This is a genomic window from Mannheimia sp. ZY171111, from assembly GCF_017750945.1.
Taxonomy (GTDB): domain Bacteria; phylum Pseudomonadota; class Gammaproteobacteria; order Enterobacterales; family Pasteurellaceae; genus Mannheimia; species Mannheimia pernigra.
Genome location: NZ_CP046532.1, coordinates 636,044 through 658,827 on the forward strand (window position 1 = coordinate 636,044; position 22,784 = coordinate 658,827).

Annotated in this window: 20 protein-coding genes; 1 reads left to right on the forward strand and 19 read right to left on the reverse strand. The window is 39.0% G+C overall.

Going from position 1 to position 22,784, the window contains the following annotated elements; genetic code table 11:
- Window positions 1–26: 26 nt before the first annotated feature.
- The 18 genes from lpxC to rnr form a co-directional block, all read right to left on the reverse strand.
- Window positions 27–947: a UDP-3-O-acyl-N-acetylglucosamine deacetylase gene (lpxC, locus tag GM698_RS03005; protein ID WP_176807475.1), complete on the reverse strand. Its 921-nt coding sequence runs from the start codon at window positions 945–947 to the stop codon at window positions 27–29.
- Window positions 948–984: 37 nt separating this feature from the next.
- Entirely contained in the window at window positions 985–2,184 is a 1,200-nt protein-coding gene (gene ftsZ, locus GM698_RS03010; protein WP_176812245.1) for a cell division protein FtsZ, read from the reverse strand.
- Between the two features lie 30 nt (window positions 2,185–2,214).
- Window positions 2,215–3,474 carry a cell division protein FtsA gene (ftsA, locus tag GM698_RS03015; protein ID WP_176807477.1) on the reverse strand — a complete coding sequence of 420 codons (1,260 nt, stop codon included), beginning with the start codon at window positions 3,472–3,474 and terminating at the stop codon, window positions 2,215–2,217.
- Window positions 3,475–3,487: 13 nt separating this feature from the next.
- Window positions 3,488–4,279 (reverse strand): cell division protein FtsQ/DivIB, encoded by a 792-nt coding sequence (locus GM698_RS03020; RefSeq protein ID WP_176810370.1) that lies wholly within the window; start codon window positions 4,277–4,279, stop codon window positions 3,488–3,490.
- Window positions 4,279–5,190, reverse strand: a complete 912-nt coding sequence (locus GM698_RS03025) for a D-alanine--D-alanine ligase (RefSeq protein ID WP_176807478.1) — start codon at window positions 5,188–5,190, stop codon at window positions 4,279–4,281. Before GM698_RS03025 ends, GM698_RS03020 begins: the two co-directional genes overlap by 1 nt.
- 37 nt (window positions 5,191–5,227) lie before the next feature.
- A complete protein-coding gene (gene murC / locus GM698_RS03030) occupies window positions 5,228–6,655 on the reverse strand; it encodes a UDP-N-acetylmuramate--L-alanine ligase (RefSeq protein WP_176809627.1) in 1,428 nt (475 codons plus the stop codon).
- A gap of 86 nt (window positions 6,656–6,741) precedes the next feature.
- On the reverse strand, window positions 6,742–7,797 hold the full coding sequence (murG, locus tag GM698_RS03035) for an undecaprenyldiphospho-muramoylpentapeptide beta-N-acetylglucosaminyltransferase (RefSeq protein WP_176807480.1): 1,056 nt from the start codon (window positions 7,795–7,797) through the stop codon (window positions 6,742–6,744).
- Window positions 7,798–7,916: 119 nt separating this feature from the next.
- The gene (gene ftsW / locus GM698_RS03040; RefSeq protein WP_176809626.1) at window positions 7,917–9,095 is read right to left on the reverse strand and encodes a putative lipid II flippase FtsW; all 1,179 of its coding nucleotides are present in this window, start codon (window positions 9,093–9,095) and stop codon (window positions 7,917–7,919) included.
- On the reverse strand, window positions 9,095–10,396 hold the full coding sequence (gene murD / locus GM698_RS03045) for a UDP-N-acetylmuramoyl-L-alanine--D-glutamate ligase (RefSeq protein WP_176809625.1): 1,302 nt from the start codon (window positions 10,394–10,396) through the stop codon (window positions 9,095–9,097). The genes ftsW and murD overlap by 1 nt, the downstream gene beginning before the upstream one ends.
- A 57-nt stretch (window positions 10,397–10,453) precedes the next feature.
- On the reverse strand, window positions 10,454–11,536 hold the full coding sequence (gene mraY, locus GM698_RS03050) for a phospho-N-acetylmuramoyl-pentapeptide-transferase (RefSeq protein WP_176807483.1): 1,083 nt from the start codon (window positions 11,534–11,536) through the stop codon (window positions 10,454–10,456).
- 23 nt (window positions 11,537–11,559) lie between these two features.
- Entirely contained in the window at window positions 11,560–12,954 is a 1,395-nt protein-coding gene (murF, locus tag GM698_RS03055; RefSeq protein ID WP_209289636.1) for a UDP-N-acetylmuramoyl-tripeptide--D-alanyl-D-alanine ligase, read from the reverse strand.
- 38 nt (window positions 12,955–12,992) lie between these two features.
- Window positions 12,993–14,492, reverse strand: a complete 1,500-nt coding sequence (gene murE / locus GM698_RS03060) for a UDP-N-acetylmuramoyl-L-alanyl-D-glutamate--2,6-diaminopimelate ligase (protein ID WP_209289637.1) — start codon at window positions 14,490–14,492, stop codon at window positions 12,993–12,995.
- An 8-nt stretch (window positions 14,493–14,500) separates the two neighbouring features.
- Entirely contained in the window at window positions 14,501–16,561 is a 2,061-nt protein-coding gene (locus GM698_RS03065; RefSeq protein ID WP_176807486.1) for a penicillin-binding transpeptidase domain-containing protein, read from the reverse strand.
- Window positions 16,562–16,564: 3 nt separating this feature from the next.
- Window positions 16,565–16,876 (reverse strand): cell division protein FtsL, encoded by a 312-nt coding sequence (gene ftsL / locus GM698_RS03070; protein WP_176807487.1) that lies wholly within the window; start codon window positions 16,874–16,876, stop codon window positions 16,565–16,567.
- 11 nt (window positions 16,877–16,887) lie between these two features.
- The gene (rsmH, locus tag GM698_RS03075) at window positions 16,888–17,829 is read right to left on the reverse strand and encodes a 16S rRNA (cytosine(1402)-N(4))-methyltransferase RsmH (protein WP_159629101.1); all 942 of its coding nucleotides are present in this window, start codon (window positions 17,827–17,829) and stop codon (window positions 16,888–16,890) included.
- 19 nt (window positions 17,830–17,848) lie between these two features.
- The gene (gene mraZ, locus GM698_RS03080; RefSeq protein ID WP_159629100.1) at window positions 17,849–18,307 is read right to left on the reverse strand and encodes a division/cell wall cluster transcriptional repressor MraZ; all 459 of its coding nucleotides are present in this window, start codon (window positions 18,305–18,307) and stop codon (window positions 17,849–17,851) included.
- A gap of 213 nt (window positions 18,308–18,520) precedes the next feature.
- Window positions 18,521–18,787, reverse strand: coding sequence for a hypothetical protein (locus GM698_RS03085; protein ID WP_176807488.1), 267 nt, complete (start codon window positions 18,785–18,787; stop codon window positions 18,521–18,523).
- A gap of 2 nt (window positions 18,788–18,789) precedes the next feature.
- The gene (gene rnr, locus GM698_RS03090) at window positions 18,790–21,153 is read right to left on the reverse strand and encodes a ribonuclease R (RefSeq protein ID WP_209289638.1); all 2,364 of its coding nucleotides are present in this window, start codon (window positions 21,151–21,153) and stop codon (window positions 18,790–18,792) included.
- Window positions 21,154–21,357: 204 nt separating this feature from the next.
- Here rnr and GM698_RS03095 point away from each other — a divergent pair, with 204 nt between their 5' ends.
- The gene (locus GM698_RS03095) at window positions 21,358–21,675 is read left to right on the forward strand and encodes a zinc ribbon domain-containing protein YjdM (RefSeq protein WP_209289639.1); all 318 of its coding nucleotides are present in this window, start codon (window positions 21,358–21,360) and stop codon (window positions 21,673–21,675) included.
- A gap of 103 nt (window positions 21,676–21,778) precedes the next feature.
- On the opposite strand, the gene znuA is transcribed toward GM698_RS03095, so the two are convergent.
- On the reverse strand, window positions 21,779–22,741 hold the full coding sequence (gene znuA, locus GM698_RS03100; protein ID WP_176807491.1) for a zinc ABC transporter substrate-binding protein ZnuA: 963 nt from the start codon (window positions 22,739–22,741) through the stop codon (window positions 21,779–21,781).
- Between the last annotated feature and the right edge of the window lie 43 nt (window positions 22,742–22,784).

Here is a 22,784-nt window from a genome sequence, read left to right on the forward strand (position 1 = left end):
CACTGCTCGTCTTTATTACTAATCTATTAGATAAAAATTTCTTGCTGAACTTGATAACCTTGTGGAATTTGCTGCTTATCTTCAAACGTTACAAATTCCCAAGCATTTTTATTTGCAAGCAAGGCACGTAATAATTTGTTATTCAAGCCGTGTCCTGATTTATAAGCGGTAAGCTCACCAAGGATATTGTAGCCACACATATATAAATCACCGATTGAATCTAACATTTTATGGCGTACAAGCTCATCTTTAAAACGTAAGCCGTTTTCATTGAGAATTCGATAATCATCCAACACAATTGCATTATCTAAACTACCACCTAATGCTAGACCAATAGATTGAAGATATTCAACATCTTTCATAAATGTGAAAGTTCTTGCACGACTTAACTGCTGAATAAAGTTCTGAGCAGAGAAGTCCATTGAATAGCTACATACATTATTAGAAATTAGTGGGTGCTTAAAATCAATCGTAAAGTTTAATTTAAACCCTTTATCGTAGGGTTTTAATTCTGCCCATTTGTCGCCCTCTTCCACTCGAACTATTTCCTTTATACGAATGAATTTTTTCGGGGCATCTTGCTCTTCAATGCCCGCATCTAATAATAAATAAATAAATGGGCTAGAACTGCCGTCCATAATTGGGATTTCAGGAGCATCTACTTCAACAATTAAATTGTCTAAGCCTAACGCTGATATTGCTGCATTCAAATGTTCTACTGTTGAGATACGCACGCCATCATCATTTACCATACATGTACATAATTGTGTATCACGAATAGAGTCTGCACTTGCAGGGAAATAAACTGCAGGCTCTAAATCAGTACGGGCATAAATAACGCCAGTATTAGCGGGCGCAGGGCGTAACACTAAAGTTACTTTTTTACCACTGTGCAAGCCAATACCTGTTACTTTTGCTGCTTGTTTTAATGTTCTTTGTTTAATCATTGTTTGTCCTTACTTTCCAAATGTTGGAAGCTATTGACTATTTTCTCATAAAACCTGGCATTGAGCTTGGATTAAAAATCTGTGCTGAGTCCACAGATTGTGGCTTTGGTGCTACAGGTTTTTGAACTTGTGGCTGCTCAAATTGATTAGATTGATTATAGCCTAATGGTTTTGTAAAGTCTGGGTGCGTTTGCTGAACAAACGGAGAATGTTTTTGACGCTCTTTATGAGCAAGATTTAGTGGTTCTTCAAGCTGCCCAATACCAGTTGCAACAAGTGTAACACTTACTTTACCATCCATTTCAGGATAATAGTTACACCCAAAAATAACATCTGCATCTTCAGAAGCACGCCCTTCAATTAGATCCATCATAGCATAAACTTCGTCTAAGGCGAAATCAGTACCTGCACTAATATTAATCAACATTCCTGTTGCACCAGTAATATCTACATTTTCAAGCAATGGACTTGAAATAGCCGCTTCCATAGCTGCTTCAGCTCTGCCCTCTCCAACTGCCCCTTCAGCAAAACCTGTACCAATCATCGCGATACCTTTGTCAGACATTACATTTTCAACATCTGCAAAATCAACATTAATATCAATACCCGTTGATCCGCCTGAGCTAGTAATCATATTACTAATACCTAATACGCAATTACTTAGTACATCATCAGCGGCAGCAAAAGCTTCAACCATTGAAATGCCTTTACCTAAAGTACGTAATTTATCATTTGGAATGACAATCAAAGAATCTACATATTGCGAAAGTTGGCGAATACCCTCTTCAGCATTACGCATACGCTTTCCTTGTTCAAAACGAAATGGCTTAGTTACCACGCCTACTGTTAATGCACCTTGCTCTTTTGCTATCTGAGCAACAATAGGGGCAGCTCCAGTTCCTGTACCGCCTCCCATACCAGCAGCAATAAATACCATATGTGCACCACTTAGTGCATTTGCAATAGCATCTTTATCTTCTAATGCAGATTTTTGACCAATTTCAGGTCTGCCACCAGCACCGCGACCACCAGTTAAGTTACCACCGATTTGAATAGTCTGGCTGACTGTTCTCGTTCTTAATACTTGAGCATCAGTATTAATGTCGTAAAATTCAACACCATTAATCCCTTCTGCTGAACGGCACATACTATTAACAGCATTACCGCCACCGCCGCCAACGCCAACAACCTTAATATTTACAATTTGTTGAGGTTGTTCATAAATAGGTTCAAACATTTTTATCTCCCTGCGTGTTTATTAACACTATTAAAATTTTGATTTTATGAAGTTTATAATTTTCTTAGCTCCAGCAAAGATATCTTCGTTAAGATCTGCTTTTGTACTCTGTTCAGTATCATTATAATGGCTATACTGTAGAAGACCCAATGCTGTTGCATACTGTGGTTTATTAACATAATCTGTTAAACCTGTAATATTTAGCGGATAACCAACACGCACCTGTGAGCCAAAAATGGATTTAGCACATTCTACAATATCTTCAATTTGTGAACCACCACCTGTAATAACAACACCTGCAATTAATTCTTGTCTTATGCCTTTTTGAAATAATTCATTGCGTAATTGTGCCAGTTCATCTTCCACCATTTTCAATAAATCGTTATAACATTGTGATGTTACCGTTGCAACTTGAGTTCGTGTGAAGGTTCTAGCCATACGACCACCTAATCCTGGTACTTCAATTTTTTTATCTGGATTATGAGTTGGTGGCGAAATTGCACTACCATAAGTTACTTTAAGGATTTCAGCTTCTGGACGAGAAGTGGTAAATACGCCAGCTAAATAATCAGTAATATTATTTCCGCCAAATGGAATAACTTTACTGTATCTCAAAACTCCGTCGGTATAGACCAACATATCCATCGTGCCGCCACCAATATCAATTAAGCAAACACCTAGCTCTTTTTCATCTTCTGTTAATACTGAATCACTTGATGCAAGACCTGAAAATATAACTTGATCCACTTTTAATTTTGCATGTTCAACTGCATTTTTTAAATTTTTAAGCCACGCTTGATTGCACGCAATTAAATGAGCTTGAACTTGTAAACGCATACCAGATAAGCCAAGCGGATTTTTCGTTGCAGGCAGTCTATCAACATGGTATTCCTGAGGCATCGTATGTAACGTTTCTAAACCATCTTGTAACTTAATTGCTCTTGCCATATCTACAGCACTGTTAATATTTTCCTGAGTCACAATTCCAGCCGATAATGTGGATGAACCAAACTCATTTAAACCAACAATATGCTGCCCTGAAATCGCTAAGGTCACACCCATAATTTGGCAATCAGCAATTGATTCAGCTTGCTCGATTGCACGCTGAATCGAATTTACAGCAGCCTCAAGATCAATAACACCACCACGATCAACACCCTTAGAAGGACAAACTCCTGCGCCCATTACATTAATAACACCATCAGGCAATACTTCGCCTACTACTGCCACAACTTTTGATGTACCAATATCAAGACCCACAATGATTTTTGATTCTGCTGCTTTTGTCATACTTTTTTACTTTTTAATTTTTTATAGGGCTAAAACCAACTGCCGCACCGTGAGGATAACGTAAGTCGACATAAGATAATCTATTGCCCTCTGGCACATTAATTTCAGGGAAAATTGTTACAAAACGATCAATTTTTGAGGTCCACCCTCCCCTGCCTAATCTTAATTCCACTTGATTAGATAGCCTAATTGTCCAAGAACCCCGACTATCTACAGACACAGAGGTCAAATCAAGCTTACGAGCATTTAGGTCTGCACGAATTTTATTCCAAGCCCCCAATACTTTTTTACCTTCAGTATCTGGGCCATACAACAAGGGAAGTTCCATTTTGCCTAATCTTTCTTTTGGTAAAGCAAAAATTGTCCCTTGATCTGACACAAAATAATTGTCATTCCATATCGCAAACGGCTTATGCTCAATCAAGGTAATACTTAAACGATCTGGATAAAGTTTACGAACAACCACTTCTTTTACCCAAGGAATAGATAAAAGCCTATTTTTGACCTCTTGAATATTTTGTCCAAAATATCCTTTGAGAGGCTCGCCTTTAGATAAAGCATTACGGATATCTGCATTTGTTGTAAATTGCGTTTTATGAGTTAAAGCATAAGCTCGAATTGGCGTCTTATCCCAACTTTCAAGCGTATTTTGCCAATTACTATATACACTAAATAAAAATAGTGCACATAATAACACAATTAATGGCTTTATGAATACTAGCCCTTTACGTGAAGAAGCCGAGGTATTTTGCTTCAAAACGTTTAAACGCACATTCGTGCTGTTTTTCTTACGGAAAATCGCTATCAAGCACTTAACTCCAATACACGCTCAACTAATTTTTCAAATGAAATACCCACTGTTGCTGCCGATTTAGGAAAAATACTATGGCTTGTCATACCTGGGTTAGTATTTACTTCTACTAAACGGAATTTACCCTCTCCATCTTCCATCACATCAATACGGCTCCAGCCTCGACAACCTACCACATCGTAAGCAGCTTTTACTAATCGCGCCACTTCAGCTTGGCGGTCATCATTTAATACAGGCACAACATATTGAGTATTATCTGATACATATTTTGCGTGATAATCATAAAATTCACCATCTGGAATAATTTGCACCGCTGGCAAAACTTCACCATCTAGAACAGGCACTGAATACTCTTTACCCGCTAAAAATTCTTCCACTAAAACAATAGAGTCAAATTTTAATGCCTCACAAATTGCAGGTTCTAGCTCTTCTTGGGTTTTTACTTTAAAAACGCCCACGCTTGAACCTTCGCAAGAAGGCTTTACAAATACAGGCAAGCCCAATTTTGCAATAATTTCATCAAAATCGACCGCTTGTCCACGCTGTACAACCACCATATCAGCGGTTGGCAAGCCTACTGCATTCCATAACAATTTAGTACGAAATTTATCCAACGTTATCGCTGATGCCATTACGCCACAACCCGTATAAGGAATGCCCATTTGCTCTAATGCACCTTGTAATACACCGTTTTCGCCAATACCGCCATGTAAAATATTAAATACTCGCTGAATGCCTTTTTCTTTTAATTTTTCAATAGGAAATGCTTTGGTATCAATCCCTTGCACATCATAACCTAAGCTTTTTAAAGCGGTTGTTACCGCAGCACCTGAATTGAGGGAAACTTCACGCTCTTGAGAAACACCACCAAATAATACTGCAATTTTTTCGTTTTTAATGCTCATTTTGAATCCTTCGATATACTCTCTTGCCAGAGAAAGGCTATTTTTTCCAACTTTCTGCTAAACCACGAGAAAGGCGGCTCACGCTACCTGCACCTTGAGCTAAAATTAAATCACCATCTTGAATAATTTGATCTAGCACCTCGCCAAGTTGATCTGTATCTGAAACTAAAATCGGATCCACTTTCCCCAGATTGCGTATAGAACGTGCCAAAGCTTTACTGTCTGCACCAACAATCGGGGATTCACCAGCCGCATAAACATCTAATAAAACTAACGCATCAACTTTAGAAAGCACCTGAACAAACTCATCGAATAAATCACGCGTACGTGAGTAACGATGCGGTTGGAAAATCATCACGACACGCTTCCCCTCCCACCCTTGACGGGCGGCTTGAATAGTCACATCTACTTCTGTCGGATGATGACCATAATCATCAACCAACATAATTTTACCATTCGGGCGAATAAATGAACCTAGTGGATCAAAGCGACGACCTGCACCTTGGAAATCAGCTAATGCTGCCAAAATTGCTTTATTTTCAATACCTTCTTCTTTAGCAACAGCTAAAGCGGCAGTTGCATTTAACGCATTATGCTTACCTGGCACGTTGAGCAATACATCAATACGCTCGCCCGTTGGGCAAATCACCGTATAATGCCCCTGAAAACCTGTTTGCTGATAATCTTCAATACGATAATCTGCTTTTTCGCTAAAGCCATAAGTAATCACTTGACGACCAACACCCGGAGCAATCTCCATTACCGTTTCATCATCGGCACACATCACCGCTAAACCGTAGAAAGGCAGATTACGCAAAAAACGAACATAGGTATCTTTCATTTTTTCAAAATCACCGCCGTAAGTATCCATATGATCCGGCTCAATATTTGTTACAACCGATACCATTGGCTGCAAATGCAGGAAAGAAGCATCGCTTTCATCCGCCTCAGCAATTAAATAACGGCTTGCCCCTAAATGGGCATTTTTACCAGCTGATTTAACCAAACCGCCATTTACAAAGGTCGGATCTAATTTTGCCTCGGTATAAATCATTGAAATCATTGCTGTTGTGGTTGTTTTTCCATGTGTGCCAGAAATTGCAATACCATGACGGAAACGCATAATTTCTGCCAACATTTCTGCTCGGCGGATAACAGGGATTCTCACTTCACGAGCAGCAATAATTTCTGGATTCGTTTCATCAATTGCAGTTGAAACCACAACCACACTTGCATTTACAATATTTTCTGCTCGATGCCCAATAAACACCTTGGCACCAGCAGCCGACAGGCGTTGAGTGACAGTACTCTCAGCAATATCCGAACCTGAAATTTGATAGCCCTCGTTAAGTAGTACTTCTGCAATTCCGCTCATCCCTGCACCACCAATGCCAATAAAGTGAATCTGGCTTACACGACGCATTTCTGGCACTAATTTCTTTATCTTATCTTGGAAATTTTTCATTTCTAACCCTACTCGTTACCTGACAAGCGGTGATTTTTTTCAAAATTTTTGCAAAAAACAGTAAAAATTTGACCGCTTGTCTCTCATTAATTCGCTTCTTGAATAATCACTTCTGCCACACGTTGTGCCGCGTATGGCATTGCTTTGGCTCTGGCTTTGATTGCCATATCTAATAATTTTTGGCGATCGGCAATTAATGGCTGTAACGTGTTCAATAATGATTGGGCATTAAACTCCTCTTGCTCAATAATCACTGCAGCTCCAGATTCCGCCAAATAATTCGCATTTAAAAATTGTTGTCTATCTTTATGTTGGAATGGGACGAAAATAGCAGGCAAGCCAACGGCAGCAATTTCACAAACCGTTAAAGCTCCTGAACGGCAAATAACTAAATCTGCCCATTCATACGCCACTTTCATCTCATCAATAAATTCTGAGGCAATGCCGTTGCCCGTTTGTTGATATATTTCTTTGATACCAACTAAATTACCTTTACCAACTTGGTGGCTAATAAACACATTGCTACCCAACACTTTCGCTACTTCTGGCACGGTTTGATTCATCACTCTCGCCCCTTGGCTGCCGCCCATTACTAAAATATTGATAGGATAGTCTCGTTTGGCAAAACGCTCATTTGGTAAAGGCAAAGACAATAAATCTTCACGCACAGGATTGCCTACTACTTCTGCATTATTAAAAGCGGTTGGAAAGGCTTGCAACACCTTGCGAGCAATTTTTGAAAGCCATACATTCGTTAAACCTGCTACGGCATTTTGCTCGTGTAAAATTACGGGTACACCGCATAATTTCGCTGCAATACCACCTGGTCCAGAAACATACCCACCCATACCTAGCACTGCATCTGGCTGATAGTTTTTAATGATTTTACGAGCCTGCATCACCGCTTTACAGATCGCAAAAGGAGATTTCAGTAATGCACCGAGCCCTTTACCTCGCAAGCCTGAAATTTCAATAAAGTCAATTTCTATGCCATATTTTGGAACAAGAGTGGCTTCCATTCTGTCTTTCGTACCTAGCCAACGAATTTGCCAGCCCTGTTTTTGCAACTCTCGTGCGACAGCTATTGCAGGAAAAACGTGTCCGCCTGTACCACCTGCCATCACTAATAATTTTTTAGCCATTTTTAATTCTTTTAATATGAAAACGCATTATTCTACTTGATTTACCTCTTCTTAAGTAAATACAAGCGGTTAAAATTTCCGATTTTTTGCAATTTTTAAGTAAAAATAGACCGCTTGTACTATAGGGTTTTTATTTTGGCATGACCAATTCGCTCAGCCCGATTTTCATGATCTATTCTCAACAATACCGCAATAGCAGTGGACATAATCACCAAGCTTGAGCCACCATAGCTCACTAACGGGAAAGTTAAACCTTTAGTAGGCAATAATCCTGATGCTACGCCCAAATTCACAAATCCTTGCAAGAAAATCCAAATCGCAATACCAAATGCCATATAGCCTTTGAAACGCTCTTCTAAAATTAAGGATTCTCTGCTGATTTTTAATGCTCTCATCGTCAATAGTAATAATAAAAGCACGATGCAAATAATACCAAAGAAGCCAAATTCTTCCCCCGCTACAGCCATTACAAAGTCAGTGTGAGCTTCAGGTAAATATTCCAATTTTTGTACTGAATTTCCTAAGCCTTGTCCCCAAAATTGACCTTGTCCAAATGCCATTTGGGAATTAGAAAGCTGGAAACCATCCCCATAAGCATCTGCGAAAGGATCCATAAATGAGGTAACGCGTTTTAGGCGATATTCAGAAGTTAATATCAGCACAGCAAATAATACCGTTCCGACTACCCCTAAAAACATAAATTGCATAATTTTCGCTCCGACGATAAAGAGCATTGAAAATGTAAGTACAAATAATACAAAAGTACTGCCCAAATCGGGCTGTAAAATGAGTAGAAAACCAAATACAAATAAAATCACTGCTGGCCGCCAGAAACTGGCTTTTTCCTTACGAATTTCATCATATTTACGCACATAAAAACTCGCAAAATAGCAAATTACGGCTAATTTAGCTAACTCTGCTGGCTGGAAATTAAGAATGCCTAATGGGATCCAACGCACAGCCCCATTAATCGATCGACCAAAAATCAGTACGGCGATCAAAAAACTAATGGAGATAAAAAATAGCACGACATTATATTTTTCCCATTTTTCGACGGGAATCTGTACAAAAACATAGCAAAAAATAATGGAGACAATAATATATAAGCCATCACGCACCGCAAAGTAGAACGGATCATCATTTAATCTTGTACTGATGGGAATAGAAGCGGACGTAACCATAATAAATCCGATAACAAGTAACCCTAAAAATAGCCAAATTAGGGTTCTGTCATACAGTGAATTAGAAGGCGTTAATCTGACCCATTTATCCCATTCTGTTTTAAATTTCTCTAACATTATACGTCTTGCTCTTGTGCCAACGAAACAAATACCTCACCACGCTGTTCAAAGTTTTTAAACTGATCTAAGCTTGCACAGGCAGGAGAGAGTAAAACCATATCACCTTTTTTAAGCTGTGAACGAATAGCGGCAATCGCTTCTTGCATCGTTTCCCTTAACACACTCTGCTCACTTAATTTAGCTAGCTCTTGACCATCTTTCCCAAAGCAATAGCAAACAATATTTGGTTTATTAATTAATGGTTTAAGTGCTGAAAAATCAGCAGATTTGCCATCACCGCCTAGTAATAAATATAGTTTACCCGCCACTCTCAGCCCATTTAATGCCGCTACGGTACTCCCAACATTGGTTGCTTTGGAGTCGTTTATCCAACGCACTCCATCATTTGTGGCAACTATTTGAAAACGATGAGGTAGCCCTCCGTAAACTTGCAAACCTTTCACAATGCCTTCACTTGGTATATGTGCCGCCTCTGCCAAGGCGATTGCAGCGAGTGCATTCATCTCATTATGACGACCACTAATTAACATTTTGTTGGTGCTAATAATGGCAGTATCTCCTGAATAAATTATGCCATTACGTATTGAATATTCTGCATTTTGTTCTGCAAAACGAATTAAATTTTTGACCGCTTGTTCAGGGTAAGTTTGAGCATCTTCACCATTTACAATGATGTGTTCCGCATTTTCATAAATACGCAATTTAGCGTTGCGATAATCTGCGAGAGAACGGTAGCGATCCATATGATCTTCGCTGATGTTTAAAATAGTCGCGGCTTTTGCTTTAAGTGAGTAGGTGGTTTCAAGCTGAAAACTTGATAATTCCAGCACGAAAAGATCATAATCTTCTTCTAATAAGCTTAAAACAGGCACACCAATGTTACCGCCCATTCCAACTTTTAGCCCTGCTTGTTTTGCCATTTCAGTGGTTAATGTTGTCACCGTGCTTTTACCATTTGAACCAGTGATCGCAATAATTGGGGCTTTAGCTTCACGGCAGAACAATTCTACATCGCCGACAACTTCAATACCCGCTTGAATGGCTTGCTGGATTTCTGGTCTAGCCACGGCTAAACCTGGGCTAATTACAATCAAATCAGAATTGAGTAACCATTCGCTCTTTAAACTACCTGTATATAACGGAATATTCTTATCTAATTGCTCTGCACCTGTCGGATTTTCTCGTGTGTCGATCACCTGTACGGTTGCTTCTTTTTGCCTAAAAAAATCAACACAAGACAACCCTGTTTTGCCTAATCCAATCACCGTTATAATTTTATCTTTATATAGGTTTTGCATATTTTTCTCTAAATTTTAAAACAGCATAAGGTACATTCATAAAATGCACCTTATCAATTAACGTAATTTTAGTGTGACTAAACCGACTAGCACCAACATCAATGTAATGATCCAGAATCGGACAATCACTCGAGGCTCAGGCCAACCTTTTAGTTCAAAGTGATGGTGAATCGGAGCCATTCGGAAAATGCGTTTTTGGCGTAATTTGTAAGAGCCTACCTGTAAAATGACTGAGAGAGCTTCCACTACAAACACACCGCCCATCACTACTAATAATAATTCTTGGCGAACCAATACCGCAATAACCCCTAATGCTCCACCTAATGAAAGTGAACCTACGTCGCCCATAAAGACTTGAGCAGGGTAAGTGTTATACCATAGAAAGCCTAAGCCAGCGCCTACAATTGCAGTACATAAAATAACTAATTCAGATGTTTTTGGAATAAACGGAATATGCAAATATTGTGCAAAGTTAAAATTACCGGTTGCCCAAGCAATTAATGCAAACGCTGAGGCGACTAGAATAATTGGCATAATCGCCAGCCCATCTAGACCATCGGTCAAATTAACCGCATTACTGGTACCAACAATCACGAAGTAAGCTAAAATAATATAAAATAGACCTAATTGTGGCATCACATCTTTAAAAAATGGGACAACTAATTGTGTTGCTGCGGTGCCTTTCCCAATGGCGTACATACCAAATACAGCTACTAATGCGATGGCTGATAACCAAAAATATTTCCAGCGGGCAATTAAACCATCCGTATTTTTACGAACAATTTTACGATAATCATCCACAAAGCCAATCGCACCATAACCAAATAAGACAAATAAAGTAAACCAAATATAAGCGTTTCGCAGATCCGCCCAAAGCAATGTACTTACACCGATAGCAGCAAGAATCATCACGCCCCCCATTGTTGGAGTGCCGCGTTTTTTAAAATGGCTTTCTGGACCATCGTTACGCACTTCTTGACCAAATTTTAAGATCTGCAAACGGCGAATCACTTTCGGTCCAATCCAAAGACCAATTCCCATTGCTGTTAATAACGCCATAATGGCACGAAAAGTAATATAAGAGACAACGTTAAACGCTGTATTATATTGCACCAAATATTCAGCAAGCCAAACCAACATTGTTTAGTCCTTAAAAAATTAAATTAAAAATTGATATGAAACTGATGACAAAGCTCGGAAATCACGGTTTCCATTTTTTGACTACGAGAGCCTTTTGCTAATAATACAAGCGGTTGTTTTTGTTCAATTTTTTGCAAAATAATCGTCATTAAAAATTCAACCATTTGTTGTTTATCAATAAAATGATGTTGTGGATTTTGGCTGATAACCGCACTCTCTTTACCAAAACTGACAATTAAATCTAACTCCGCTTGTTGAGCAAAATCCGCCACGTCTTGATGACATTGAGTACTTTCTTCGCCTAATTCAGCCATATCGCCTACGACGAAAATTCGATATGCAGGATAGTGTTGTAATACGGAAATGGCTGACCTCATTGAATCCACATTGGCATTATAAGTATCATCAATAAATAAGCAGTTCTCATTAATTTGTAAAGGATACAAACGCCCTTTTACCATTAAACGTTGCTCAAGCCCTGCTTTAACTGCGGCTAATGTTGCCCCAACTGACATTGCCAGTGAGGTTGCTGCTAACGCATTACTCACATTATGGCGACCCAAATAAGGGAGTTCGACCTTGATGTCTCCTTGTGGTGTATGGATTGTGAAGCGTGAGCCATTTAACAACAATTCAACCTCATCTGCCCAATAATCGGCGTAAGAATCAGAATCTGAACCAATATACGAGAAAGATTGAATTTCATTTGAACCTATCTCTTTCTGCCACTGCGGATAATAAAAGGCTAAATTCACAATCGCTTTGCCGCCGTCTTTTAAACCACGATAAATTTCCCCTTTCGCCTTTGCAACACCGTCTAACGAACCAAAACCAGCTAAGTGAGCGGCTGCCACATTATTCACTAAACAAGCATCTGGCTTCACTATTTCAGTGGTATAAGCAATTTCACCGATGTGATTTGCCCCTAACTCAATTACCGCATATTTATGCTGTTCCGTTAAACGCATTAGGGTCATCGGCACACCTAAGTCATTGTTTAAATTACCAAAAGTATATAAAACGTCCTCTTCACAAGCGGTCATTTTTTGCAAAATTTTTGCAGTCATCTCTTTTACGGTAGTTTTGCCAGAAGAACCTGTCATTGCTACCGTTTTCGGATTCAGTTTTGCTTTTAACCACTTCGCCAATTCACCGAATGCAAGGCGAGTATCTGCCACCACAATTTGTGGCACATCAATATCACTCTCACGCTCAACGACAACTGCCACACAACCTTGCTTCACGGCACTTTTAAGATAATGATGTGCATCAAAATGTTCACCTTTTAATGCAAAAAATAAACCATTTTCGACCGCTTGACGTGTGTCGGTGCTGGTGGTTTCAACCATAATATCACCGCTGCCGATAAGTTTGGCATTAAGAATGTCAGCGATTTGTTGGGTGGTTAGTTTTATCATTTTGTTTTCTTATATAAATCATTAAGTATGAGCGTAGATTAAGATGCTAAATACTTCCTTGCTGTTTCCTGATCCGAAAAATGCAATTTTTCCGTGCCAATAATCTGATAATCTTCGTGTCCTTTGCCTGCAATTAAAATCACATCGCTTGCTTTTGCCTGCTTAATCGCGGTTTTAATGGCTTGTTCACGGCTATGGATCACTTGTACCGCAGATTGGTTTTCAAAACCTTTAAGAATATCCGACATAATTTTTTGATTGTTTTCGGTTCTTGGATTATCGTCTGTCGCAATTACTTTATCTGCTAATTTTTCCGCAATAGCTGCCATCAGAGCGCGTTTTCCTGCATCACGGTCGCCTCCACAGCCAAAAATACAATACAGTTCACCTTCGCAATGTAAACGTGCTGCCTCTAATGCTTTTTCTAATGCATCAGGTGTGTGAGCGTAGTCCACAATTATCATAGGTTTATTTGGGCTTGTTATACATTCCATTCTGCCCGCCACACCAACTAATTGCGGAGCTGTTTTGATGAGCGTTTGAATATCAAAACCTAATGCAAGTAAACCTGCAAAAGCGGTCAAAATATTGCTTACGTTGAAAGCACCAATTAAGCGGCTGTGTAATTCGCCATTTCCCCAGCTTGATTCAAAATGAATAACGGCACCTTGTAAGGTAAATTTTACAGCAGTTGCTTTTACAAATTTATGATTACTATTGAAATTTGGCTTAGCACTTACAGCCACTGCATTCGGTAATTTTGAAAGCCATTTAGCGCCAATTTCGTCATCGGCATTAATTACCTGTACTTTAGTTTCAAATTCACGAAACAAACGGAATTTTGCTTCGGCGTATTCTTCCATTGTGTTGTGGTAATCGAGGTGATCTCGGCTTAAATTAGTAAAAATGGCTAAATCAAATTCTAAGGCTTCCGCTCGAAATTGTGCCAAACCGTGAGAGCTCACTTCCATTGCGCAGAAATCTGCTCCAAGCTCTACAAAATCAGCAAGATTACGTTGAATCTCAATTGCTGAGCCTGTGGTATTTACCGCTTCTTGTACTTTGCCGTATAAGCCGTTGCCAATCGTGCCCATTACTGCTGATTTTCCACCGAATAAATTACGCCATTGTGCAAGCAGTTGGGCTGTCGTCGTTTTACCATTCGTGCCAGTAATGCCTGCTAAAACTAATTTTTGTGAGGGATTATCGTAAAAAGCCCCTGCAATAGCAGAAAGCCATTTTGGCAGCTGAGGCACCGAAATGACTTTACAACAAGCGGTACGATCTAGGTTAAATTTTGCAAATTGTGGATCAAGCTCTACTTCGATTTGATCTTCTTCCGCTTCGGCTAAAACAATTTTTGCCCCGTTCTCAATCGCATTTAGGATAAATTTTCTGCCATCAACTTGATGACCTTTAAGGGCAATAAATAAGTCGCCTTGTTGTATTTGGCGGCTGTCTAATGTCATTTGCTTTAGCTCGGTAAGCTCTTCAACCCAAGCATCAAGTGTTGTAATGAAAGGGAATAAACGTTTCATAACTGACCTTAATTCATACTACGTTCTAATTTGATTTCACGCACGGCACTTTGAGTGTCTGACGTTAAGTTATCTGGCTTAACATTACGTTGTTTAAGCGTATAACCCATAATGCGAGAGAATAGCGGTGCCGAAACAAAACCACCATAATAGTTGCCCGCTTTGGGTTCATTAATAAGTACCACTAACGCGAAACGTGGATCACTCGCTGGAGCAAGCCCTGCAGTATACGCAATATATTTCTCTACATATTTACCATTTTCGAGCTTACGAGCTGTACCTGTTTTAATTGCCACACGGTAGCCATCAACGGCTGCTCGATGCCCACCTTCGCCTTTTGCAGCAACACTTTCCATCATTTGTACTACATCACGAGTAGTTTTTTCAGGCAATACTCGTTCGCCAATCACAGGCGGATCAACTTTTGTGATAGAAAGTGGGCGATAAATCCCAAAGCTACCTAGCGTTGCATAAGCACGAGCAAGCTGAAGGGGGGTAACATTCAAGCCGTAGCCATAAGAAAGTGTTGCTCGTTCAATATCAGCCCAGCGTTTACGGTCTCCGTTTGTACCTCGCTGTTCGCCTAAACCTAAACCAGTATCTTTGCCAAAACCAACTTTGGTGTAGGTATCTACTAATTTAGTAGCAGGCATTCTGAGTGCTAATTTACTCACACCAATATTACTGGATTTCTGCAAAATACCAGTAAGCGTTAAGCTATCTCGTGGTGCAACGTCTTTGATTGTATAGCCATTAACTACAAAAGGCCGTGTGTTAATGACTTCCTCTTTGTCAGTAACTTTATGATGCAGGGCTGTTAAGACAGTAAAAGGTTTAACCGTTGAACCTGGTTCAAAAGTATCTGTAATTGCACGATTACGCATTAGTTCTGGTTTAAAGCTATCACGCTTGTTCGGATTGAATGAGGGGGCATTTGCTATCGCTAAAATTTCACCCGTTTGGACATCTACTAATACCGCTGTACCTGATTCAGCATTATTCTCTTGTACCGCTTTTTTAATTTCGCCATAAACCATAGATTGCAGCTCTTCATCAATACTGAGCATAACATCTTGAGGGTCGTATTGTTTTTCCGAACGAATATTTTCTACTGTATTTCCCTTAGCATCTTTACGGATAATTTGTTTACCGTTTTTACCTACCAGTAAAGAATTAAAACTACGCTCTAAACCTTCCGAGCCTGTCATATCATCTTTATCAGTAAAGCCAATAAGTTGAGAGGCCTCTTCTGCTAGAGGATAAAAACGGCGAGATTCCACTTTAATAACAAGTGCATCTATATCTAATTGTTTCGCATATGTACTAATTGCTTCTGATTGATGGCGGGATAAATAGACGAATCGTTGGCGATTTTTATTATAAAGCTCGCTCATTAAATCATTATAAGACTGCCCAATTTCCTTACTTAATGCTTGGAATTTCTCACGTTCTAACATTGCAGTTTCATCATCTAAATGCACAAAAACAGAGTTTGGATTATTACGCACTTTTTCAATTAACGTGTTGTAATCTAAACCCGTTACTTGTGCAAGTTGAGTCCAATAACCCTCGCTTTGGGTATTGAGAATAGAGCGGGGGTCAAAATCAACTTTCTCTTTTGACACATTTTTTCTTTCAATAAATTTATTCACACTGGCTTCAATTTTACTTTTTGAAGTGCCCATTTCGATAGCTAACGCACGCCAGCTTGCATTGGAACGACGTAACTTAGTATCGAAATATTCCCTTGGATCAAGTGTTAGAGAATACATAGGCACGCTAATAGAAAGGAAACGACCATTACGATCGAGGATTCTGCCACGCGTGAATTGTAATTCTTGAGTTCGAAGTGAACGATTATTTGCTTCTTTAATTAATCTTTCAGAATCAATAAGTTGAATATAAGCAGTTTGTGCTAATAAGCCTGCAACCATTAAAATCATAAAAAAAGCAACAACCCAAAAGCGTCCAGGTAAAAAACTCGGTAATTTTTTACTCTCTGTCTTTTGAGGTTCTGATTTTTTTACGCGAGTTTCTTGTTTGCGTTTTAATTTAACTGACTTAACCATTTTTTATTCAACTAAAATAATTTCTTGTTCTTTTTCAATTGGCTGGAGCCCAAAAGATGTTGCAGCGGCATCTATTCTTGCTCTACTACTTCTACTGTTTTCTTCCAATTGTAAATTAGTATATTGATTCTCAAGTTTTTGATTTTCTTGAATTAACTGTCCTCGCTCGCTCACAGAGAGTCGGGTTTGGTGAGTTATCCAAATTGTGGTAATAGCCGAAATAACAATGCCAATAAGTAATAAAAGTGCTACTTTATTATAGCTAAAAATATCATCAAGAATAATTTGATGTAACGGATAACGTTCATTTGACATACTAAATCCTATTATGAGCGTTTCTCAGCAATCCGCAGTACGGCACTACGTGAGCGAGGATTGGCTTCAATTTCTGCCTCACTTGGCATTATTGCTTTTCCAATCGTTTTAAGAGGAATATTCTTATTAAGTTCAGATTCTAAAATAGGTAAACCTCTAGGTACTTCCATACCTTTACTGTGTTTACGCATAAACTGTTTTACCATACGATCTTCAAGCGAATGGAAACTGATAATCGACAAACGCCCTTCTGGAGCTAATACTGTTAATGCTGAACTAAGTGCTTTTTCCAGTTCGTCTAATTCACTGTTGATAAAAATCCTAATCGCTTGAAAAGAGCGTGTTGCGGGATGTTTGTGTTTATCTTTAAACGGCACAGCATCGCTAATAATTTGAGCCAGATGTAAGGTGCGAGAGATCTTTTCACTTGCAGATTTATTATAAAAAACGACCGCTTGTGCAATACGTTTGGCAAAACGTTCTTCGCCAAACTCCTTAAGAACCCAAGCCAGATCTTCAACGGACACTTGTGATAGCCACTCTGCGGCAGATAATCCTTTTGTGGTGTCCATACGCATATCCAACGGCCCATCACGCATAAAACTAAAGCCACGTTCTGCCTCATTTAACTGAGGAGAAGATACGCCTAAATCTAATAAAATTCCGTCAATTTTTCCAACAAGCCCCATTCGCTCACATATTTCAGGAATGGCAGAAAAAGCAGTATGTTCAATTTGAAAACGAGGATCATTGATAGTTTTCGCCTCTGCAATCGCTCGTAGGTCACGATCTGTCGCAATTAAACGCCCATTTTCACTAAGTTTAGATAGAATTAAACGAGAATGGCCACCTCGCCCAAAAGTGCCATCAATATAGATGCCGTTAGGCTTAATTGCCAAGCCATCAACGGCTTCGTGCAATAATACTGTAATATGTTTTGAGGTGTCGCTCATTTTTATTATTATCCAATTACTATAGCGATAAATTTTTTAAGGCATCACAATTAAGCATTTCAATTGAACTGCCAAAAGCAAGATCTTCAGCAATTTGAGTTTGCCATTGCTTATCTTGCCAAATTTCAAATTTATTTAATTGCCCCACTAGCATAATTTGTTGTTCTAATTGGGCATGTTGGCGGAGAGTAGGGCTGAGTAAAATGCGACCTGCAGAATCCATTTCACATTCGGTTGCAAAACCTTGCATTACTCGCTGAATACGGCGTTGAACAGGGTCAAAATTAGATAAGGCCAATAATTTTTGCTCAACAATTTCCCATTCATATAATGGGTAAAGTAACAAACAGGGCTGACGGATATCAACGGTGCAAACTAAAATACCGTGATGTTTTTCAAGCAGCTGTGCACGATAACGGGTCGGAATGGTTATTCGCCCTTTATTATCAATGCTAATTGAACTTACGCCACGAAACATTTTAATGATTCTCTCCGCCAAATAATATCAAATATAAGAAAAAGATCCACAATTCACCACTTTTTCCCACTTTAATTGAGTGATTTTATCTATTAGTGGTACATCTATCAAGGAGTTTTATCTTCTTTTACAAACGGAGCAAAACAAAAGACCTACCGAGAAGATAGGTCTTATATAATGAGTTGCAAATTTTTGATCAAATTAAACCGCTTGTTAGCGTTTTAATAGTGACTTCATCACCGCTAGCAAACCATATGCAGCCCAGTAAAATAGGATAGAACAAAAAAACAAAGTCGTAGTATGAGGTAGCCAGTAATAAACACCTAAAACTTCCTCGGTGCGACAGTCCAAACGCTGATAATCGGTCAATTTAGTCAAATCACTACAATCATAAGGCTGATAAGTGAACACAACATAACTGATCATTGCCATAAACAGTGCAAACAAAATGCTGTATAAAATCTGTTTTTTATAATCCATTTTTACTTCTTAGCTGGCTTACTAGCGGTTGTTTTCTTTGGTTCTTTTGCAGATTTTGATGCCTTTTGCCCTGCAGCTTTCTTAGATTTTCTTAACGTTTTCGGTTCTTTAAAAATGGGTTTGGCTGCTGCTTTCGACTTTTTCTTAGCCGTTTTACCGTTACGGTTATATTCGGTAAGTAACTCAAAATCAATTTTCTTTTCGTCTAAATTCACGCTGATAACTTTAACTCGAACGGCATCACCTAAACGATAAATCGTACCGCTTCCGCCAACTAAACGCTGTCTATCTGCATCATAATGGTAGTAATCGTTATCTAAAGTTGAAATATGAACTAATCCATCAATAAACAGTTCGTTAAGTTTCACAAATAAACCAAAGCCTGTTACGCTTGAAATGACCCCATCAAACTCTTCGCCGATGTGATCTTGCATAAATTCACATTTTAGCCAATCTGCTACATCACGAGTGGCCCCATCAGCACGACGTTCGGTTGCTGAACATTTATCGCCAAATTCATCTATATCATCTAACTGGTAGTGATAGCCACCGCCATCGGTATAATGACGTGTATTACCTTTGCCTTTTTCAATTAAATACTTAATCCCTCGATGCAACAATAAATCGGGATAACGACGAATGGGTGAGGTAAAGTGGGCATACTCAGTTAATGCCAAACCAAAATGCCCGATGTTATCTGCGGCATAAACCGCTTGTTTAAGCGAGCGAAGTAACATAGTTTGAATTAACTCTTTATCGGCACGCTCAGCAATCTGATCTAACAATATACCATAATCTTTAGGTTGTGGATCTAACCCCACCTCCCACGTTAATCCACATTCACGCACAAACGATTTAAAGCTCAGTAATTTTTCTTCACTCGGTTTGTCGTGAATACGGTATAAAGCAGGCTCATTAGCTTGTTCGACAAAACGTGCCGCCGCAATATTGGCTAAAATCATACACTCTTCAATCAATTTGTGAGCATCGTTACGAATAAGTGGCTCAATGCGTTCAATTCGTCCTTGTGGATTGAAAATAAATTTATTTTCAATGGTTTCAAATTCTATCGCACCACGTTGTTGGCGTGCTTTAATTAAGGTTTGGAACATCGCATAAAGTTCTTCAATATGCGGCACTAATAAAGCATAACGCTCACGCAGGGCTTCATCACCCTCTAAAATTTTCCAGACTTTGGTGTAAGTGAGACGAGCGTGTGAATTCATTACTGCTTCGTAGAACTTATAATCTAGCAGCTCTCCGTTATGCAAAACCAACATTTCCGCAACCAAGCAAAGGCGATCAACTTGCGGATTTAATGAACATAAACCATTTGAAAGCACCTCTGGCAACATTGGAATCACTCGATTTGGGAAATAAACCGAGTTACCCCGATTGAACGCTTCCAAATCTAACGCCGTTTTCGGGCGAACATAGTAACTTACATCAGCAATCGCCACCCATAAACGCCAACCGTTATCCTCTTTTTTCGCAAAAACCGCATCATCAAAATCACGTGCATCTTCACCATCAATTGTCATCAACGGTAAGTTGCGTAAATCAATACGCCCTTGTTTGGCTTCTTCTGGCACCTCTTCACGAGTAAATTGACGAATTTGTTTTTCTACGCCTTCAGGCCAAATATGTGGAATATCGTGGTTGCGTAAGGCAATTTCAACTTCCATACCTGGTGCTAGGTTATCACCAAGAATTTCGGTAATAAAACCAACAGGGCGGTTAAAACTTGCTTTGCGTTCTTGCAATTGTACAACCACAACCTGCCCCATTCTTGCACCCATACGGTGTTCTTCAGGAATTAAGATATCTTGATTAATACGACTATCATCTGGCACAACAAAGCCAATACCACTTTCAAGGAAAAAGCGACCAACAATCTGTTTTTTACGCGCTTCAAGCACACGCACAATCCGTACCTCTTTACGCCCGCGTCTGTCTGTGCCATTAGGTTGTGCGAGTATAAAATCACCGTGCATTACTTTGGCCATTTGTGAGTTAGAAATAAACCAATCCTCACTTTTTGTAGCCAGTTTTTCGTGGCCTTCAACTTGTAGAAAACCATAGCCATCACGATGACCTATTACTGTACCTTTCAATAAATCCATCTTTTCAGGTAAGGCATAACGTTTACCTTTGGTAAAAACCAGCTCCCCCTCATTTTCCATTGCCCGTAAACGGCGACGAATGCCTTCAATACGCTCCTCATCATAAATATGGAAAACGTTCAATAGCTCATCACGGCTCATTGGGGCGTTATGCCCACGAATGGTATTTAAAATAAGCTCTCGGCTCGGTACTGGGTTTTCATATTTTTCTAATTCTTGTTGATAATTAGGATCGACTATCATAGCGGCCTCCTTTATGACTTAATCTTTATGACTGACCGACTTTATCGCTCCTGTGCTAAAAAATCAACATAAACCCTAATATTTAAAGGTATTCTTTAGCTAATCACATCAAAAATTGCAAATTTTTAATAAAAATCGACCGCTTATCTTTTCACGCTTTTTTACTATATAATAACGTCTCTAATCATTATTTAAGGAAATATTATGACATATCCTGTATGCCCTGAATGCAAAAGCCAAAATACTTATCACGACTCTATTCAATTTGTTTGCCCAGATTGTGCGTATGAATGGAATGGCCAGGAAGCTACTGAAGAAGAGCAATTAATTGTAAAAGATAGTAATGGCAACTTATTATTTGATGGAGACGATGTACTCTTAATTAAAGATTTAAAATTAAAAGGCTCCTCAGAAGTTCTAAAAAAAGGAAGCAAATTCAAAGGGATACGTTTAGTACAAGGCGATCATAACGTAGATTGTGGTAAAATTATGCTAAAATCCGAATTCTTGAAAAAAGCCTAATCTATTTCGCGACAAGCGGTCTTTTTTCGTTAACATTTTGCATTTACCTATGGTATAAAAAACAAACCCCATTTAAATGAGCTTAAATGGGGTTTGTTTTAGCTTATTTTGATAAACATTGGCTGAATTCATCGGCTAAAGATTGCAAAAACTCAGGATACGCATTTGCACTTAATTGAACTTTAGCACCTAACGGGTCTAGCTGACCTACGCTCACTTTTGCTTCTCTTGCTAGAGTTTCAATCACTTTCGGCGTAAATTGAGGCTCAGCAAATAAACATTGTGCTTTGTTTTTAGCAATATTTTTCTTAATTGCTGCCAACGTTTTCGCACCTGGTGCAACGGTTGGATTAATCGTAAACGAACCGAATGAATTTAAGCCATACTCTCTTTCAAAATAGCCATAAGCATCGTGGAAAGTGTAATAGCCTTTTGCTTTAACTGGCTCAAGTTGCTTTGCAATTTCTGCTTTTTTAGCGGTTAAATTTGCTTTAAATTTTGCAAGATTTTCCGCAATTTTCGCTTTTTGTTCTGGCAACTGCTCACTTAAACGCTCTGCAATTTGTTCAGCAATTAACTCGCTTGCCTCACCAGATAACCAAATGTGCCAGTCTTCATCATGGCTGTGACCGTGGTGATCATCGTGATCGTGCTTGTGGCTATGTCCTTTGTGTTCGTGTTTATGGCCGTGCGAATGCTTATGATCGTGGTCGTGATCATCTTCTTTTTTATCGCTCGCTTTTTCTACTAGCTCTTCGATCGCGTCCACATTCTCAAGCGTTAATACTTTCTCTTTCGGTAATTTATCGATACTTTTCTCTAAAAAACCTTCTAATTCCTCACCTACCCAAACCACTAATTGAGCAGATTGCAGCTGGCTCACATCTGATGGCTTCAAGCTGTAATCATGCGGAGAAGCCGTTACGGGTAATAATACTTTAGTTTCAGTTACGCCATCAGTAATCGCATTGGCAATAAAACCTAAAGGTCTGATACTGGTTAATACGTCCGCTTGAGCAACACTAGCACCTAAAACGGCTAAACCAATTAATGTTTTCTTAAACATAAAATTCCTCTTTTGTTATTAAGTCAAAGTGCCGCTATTCTAA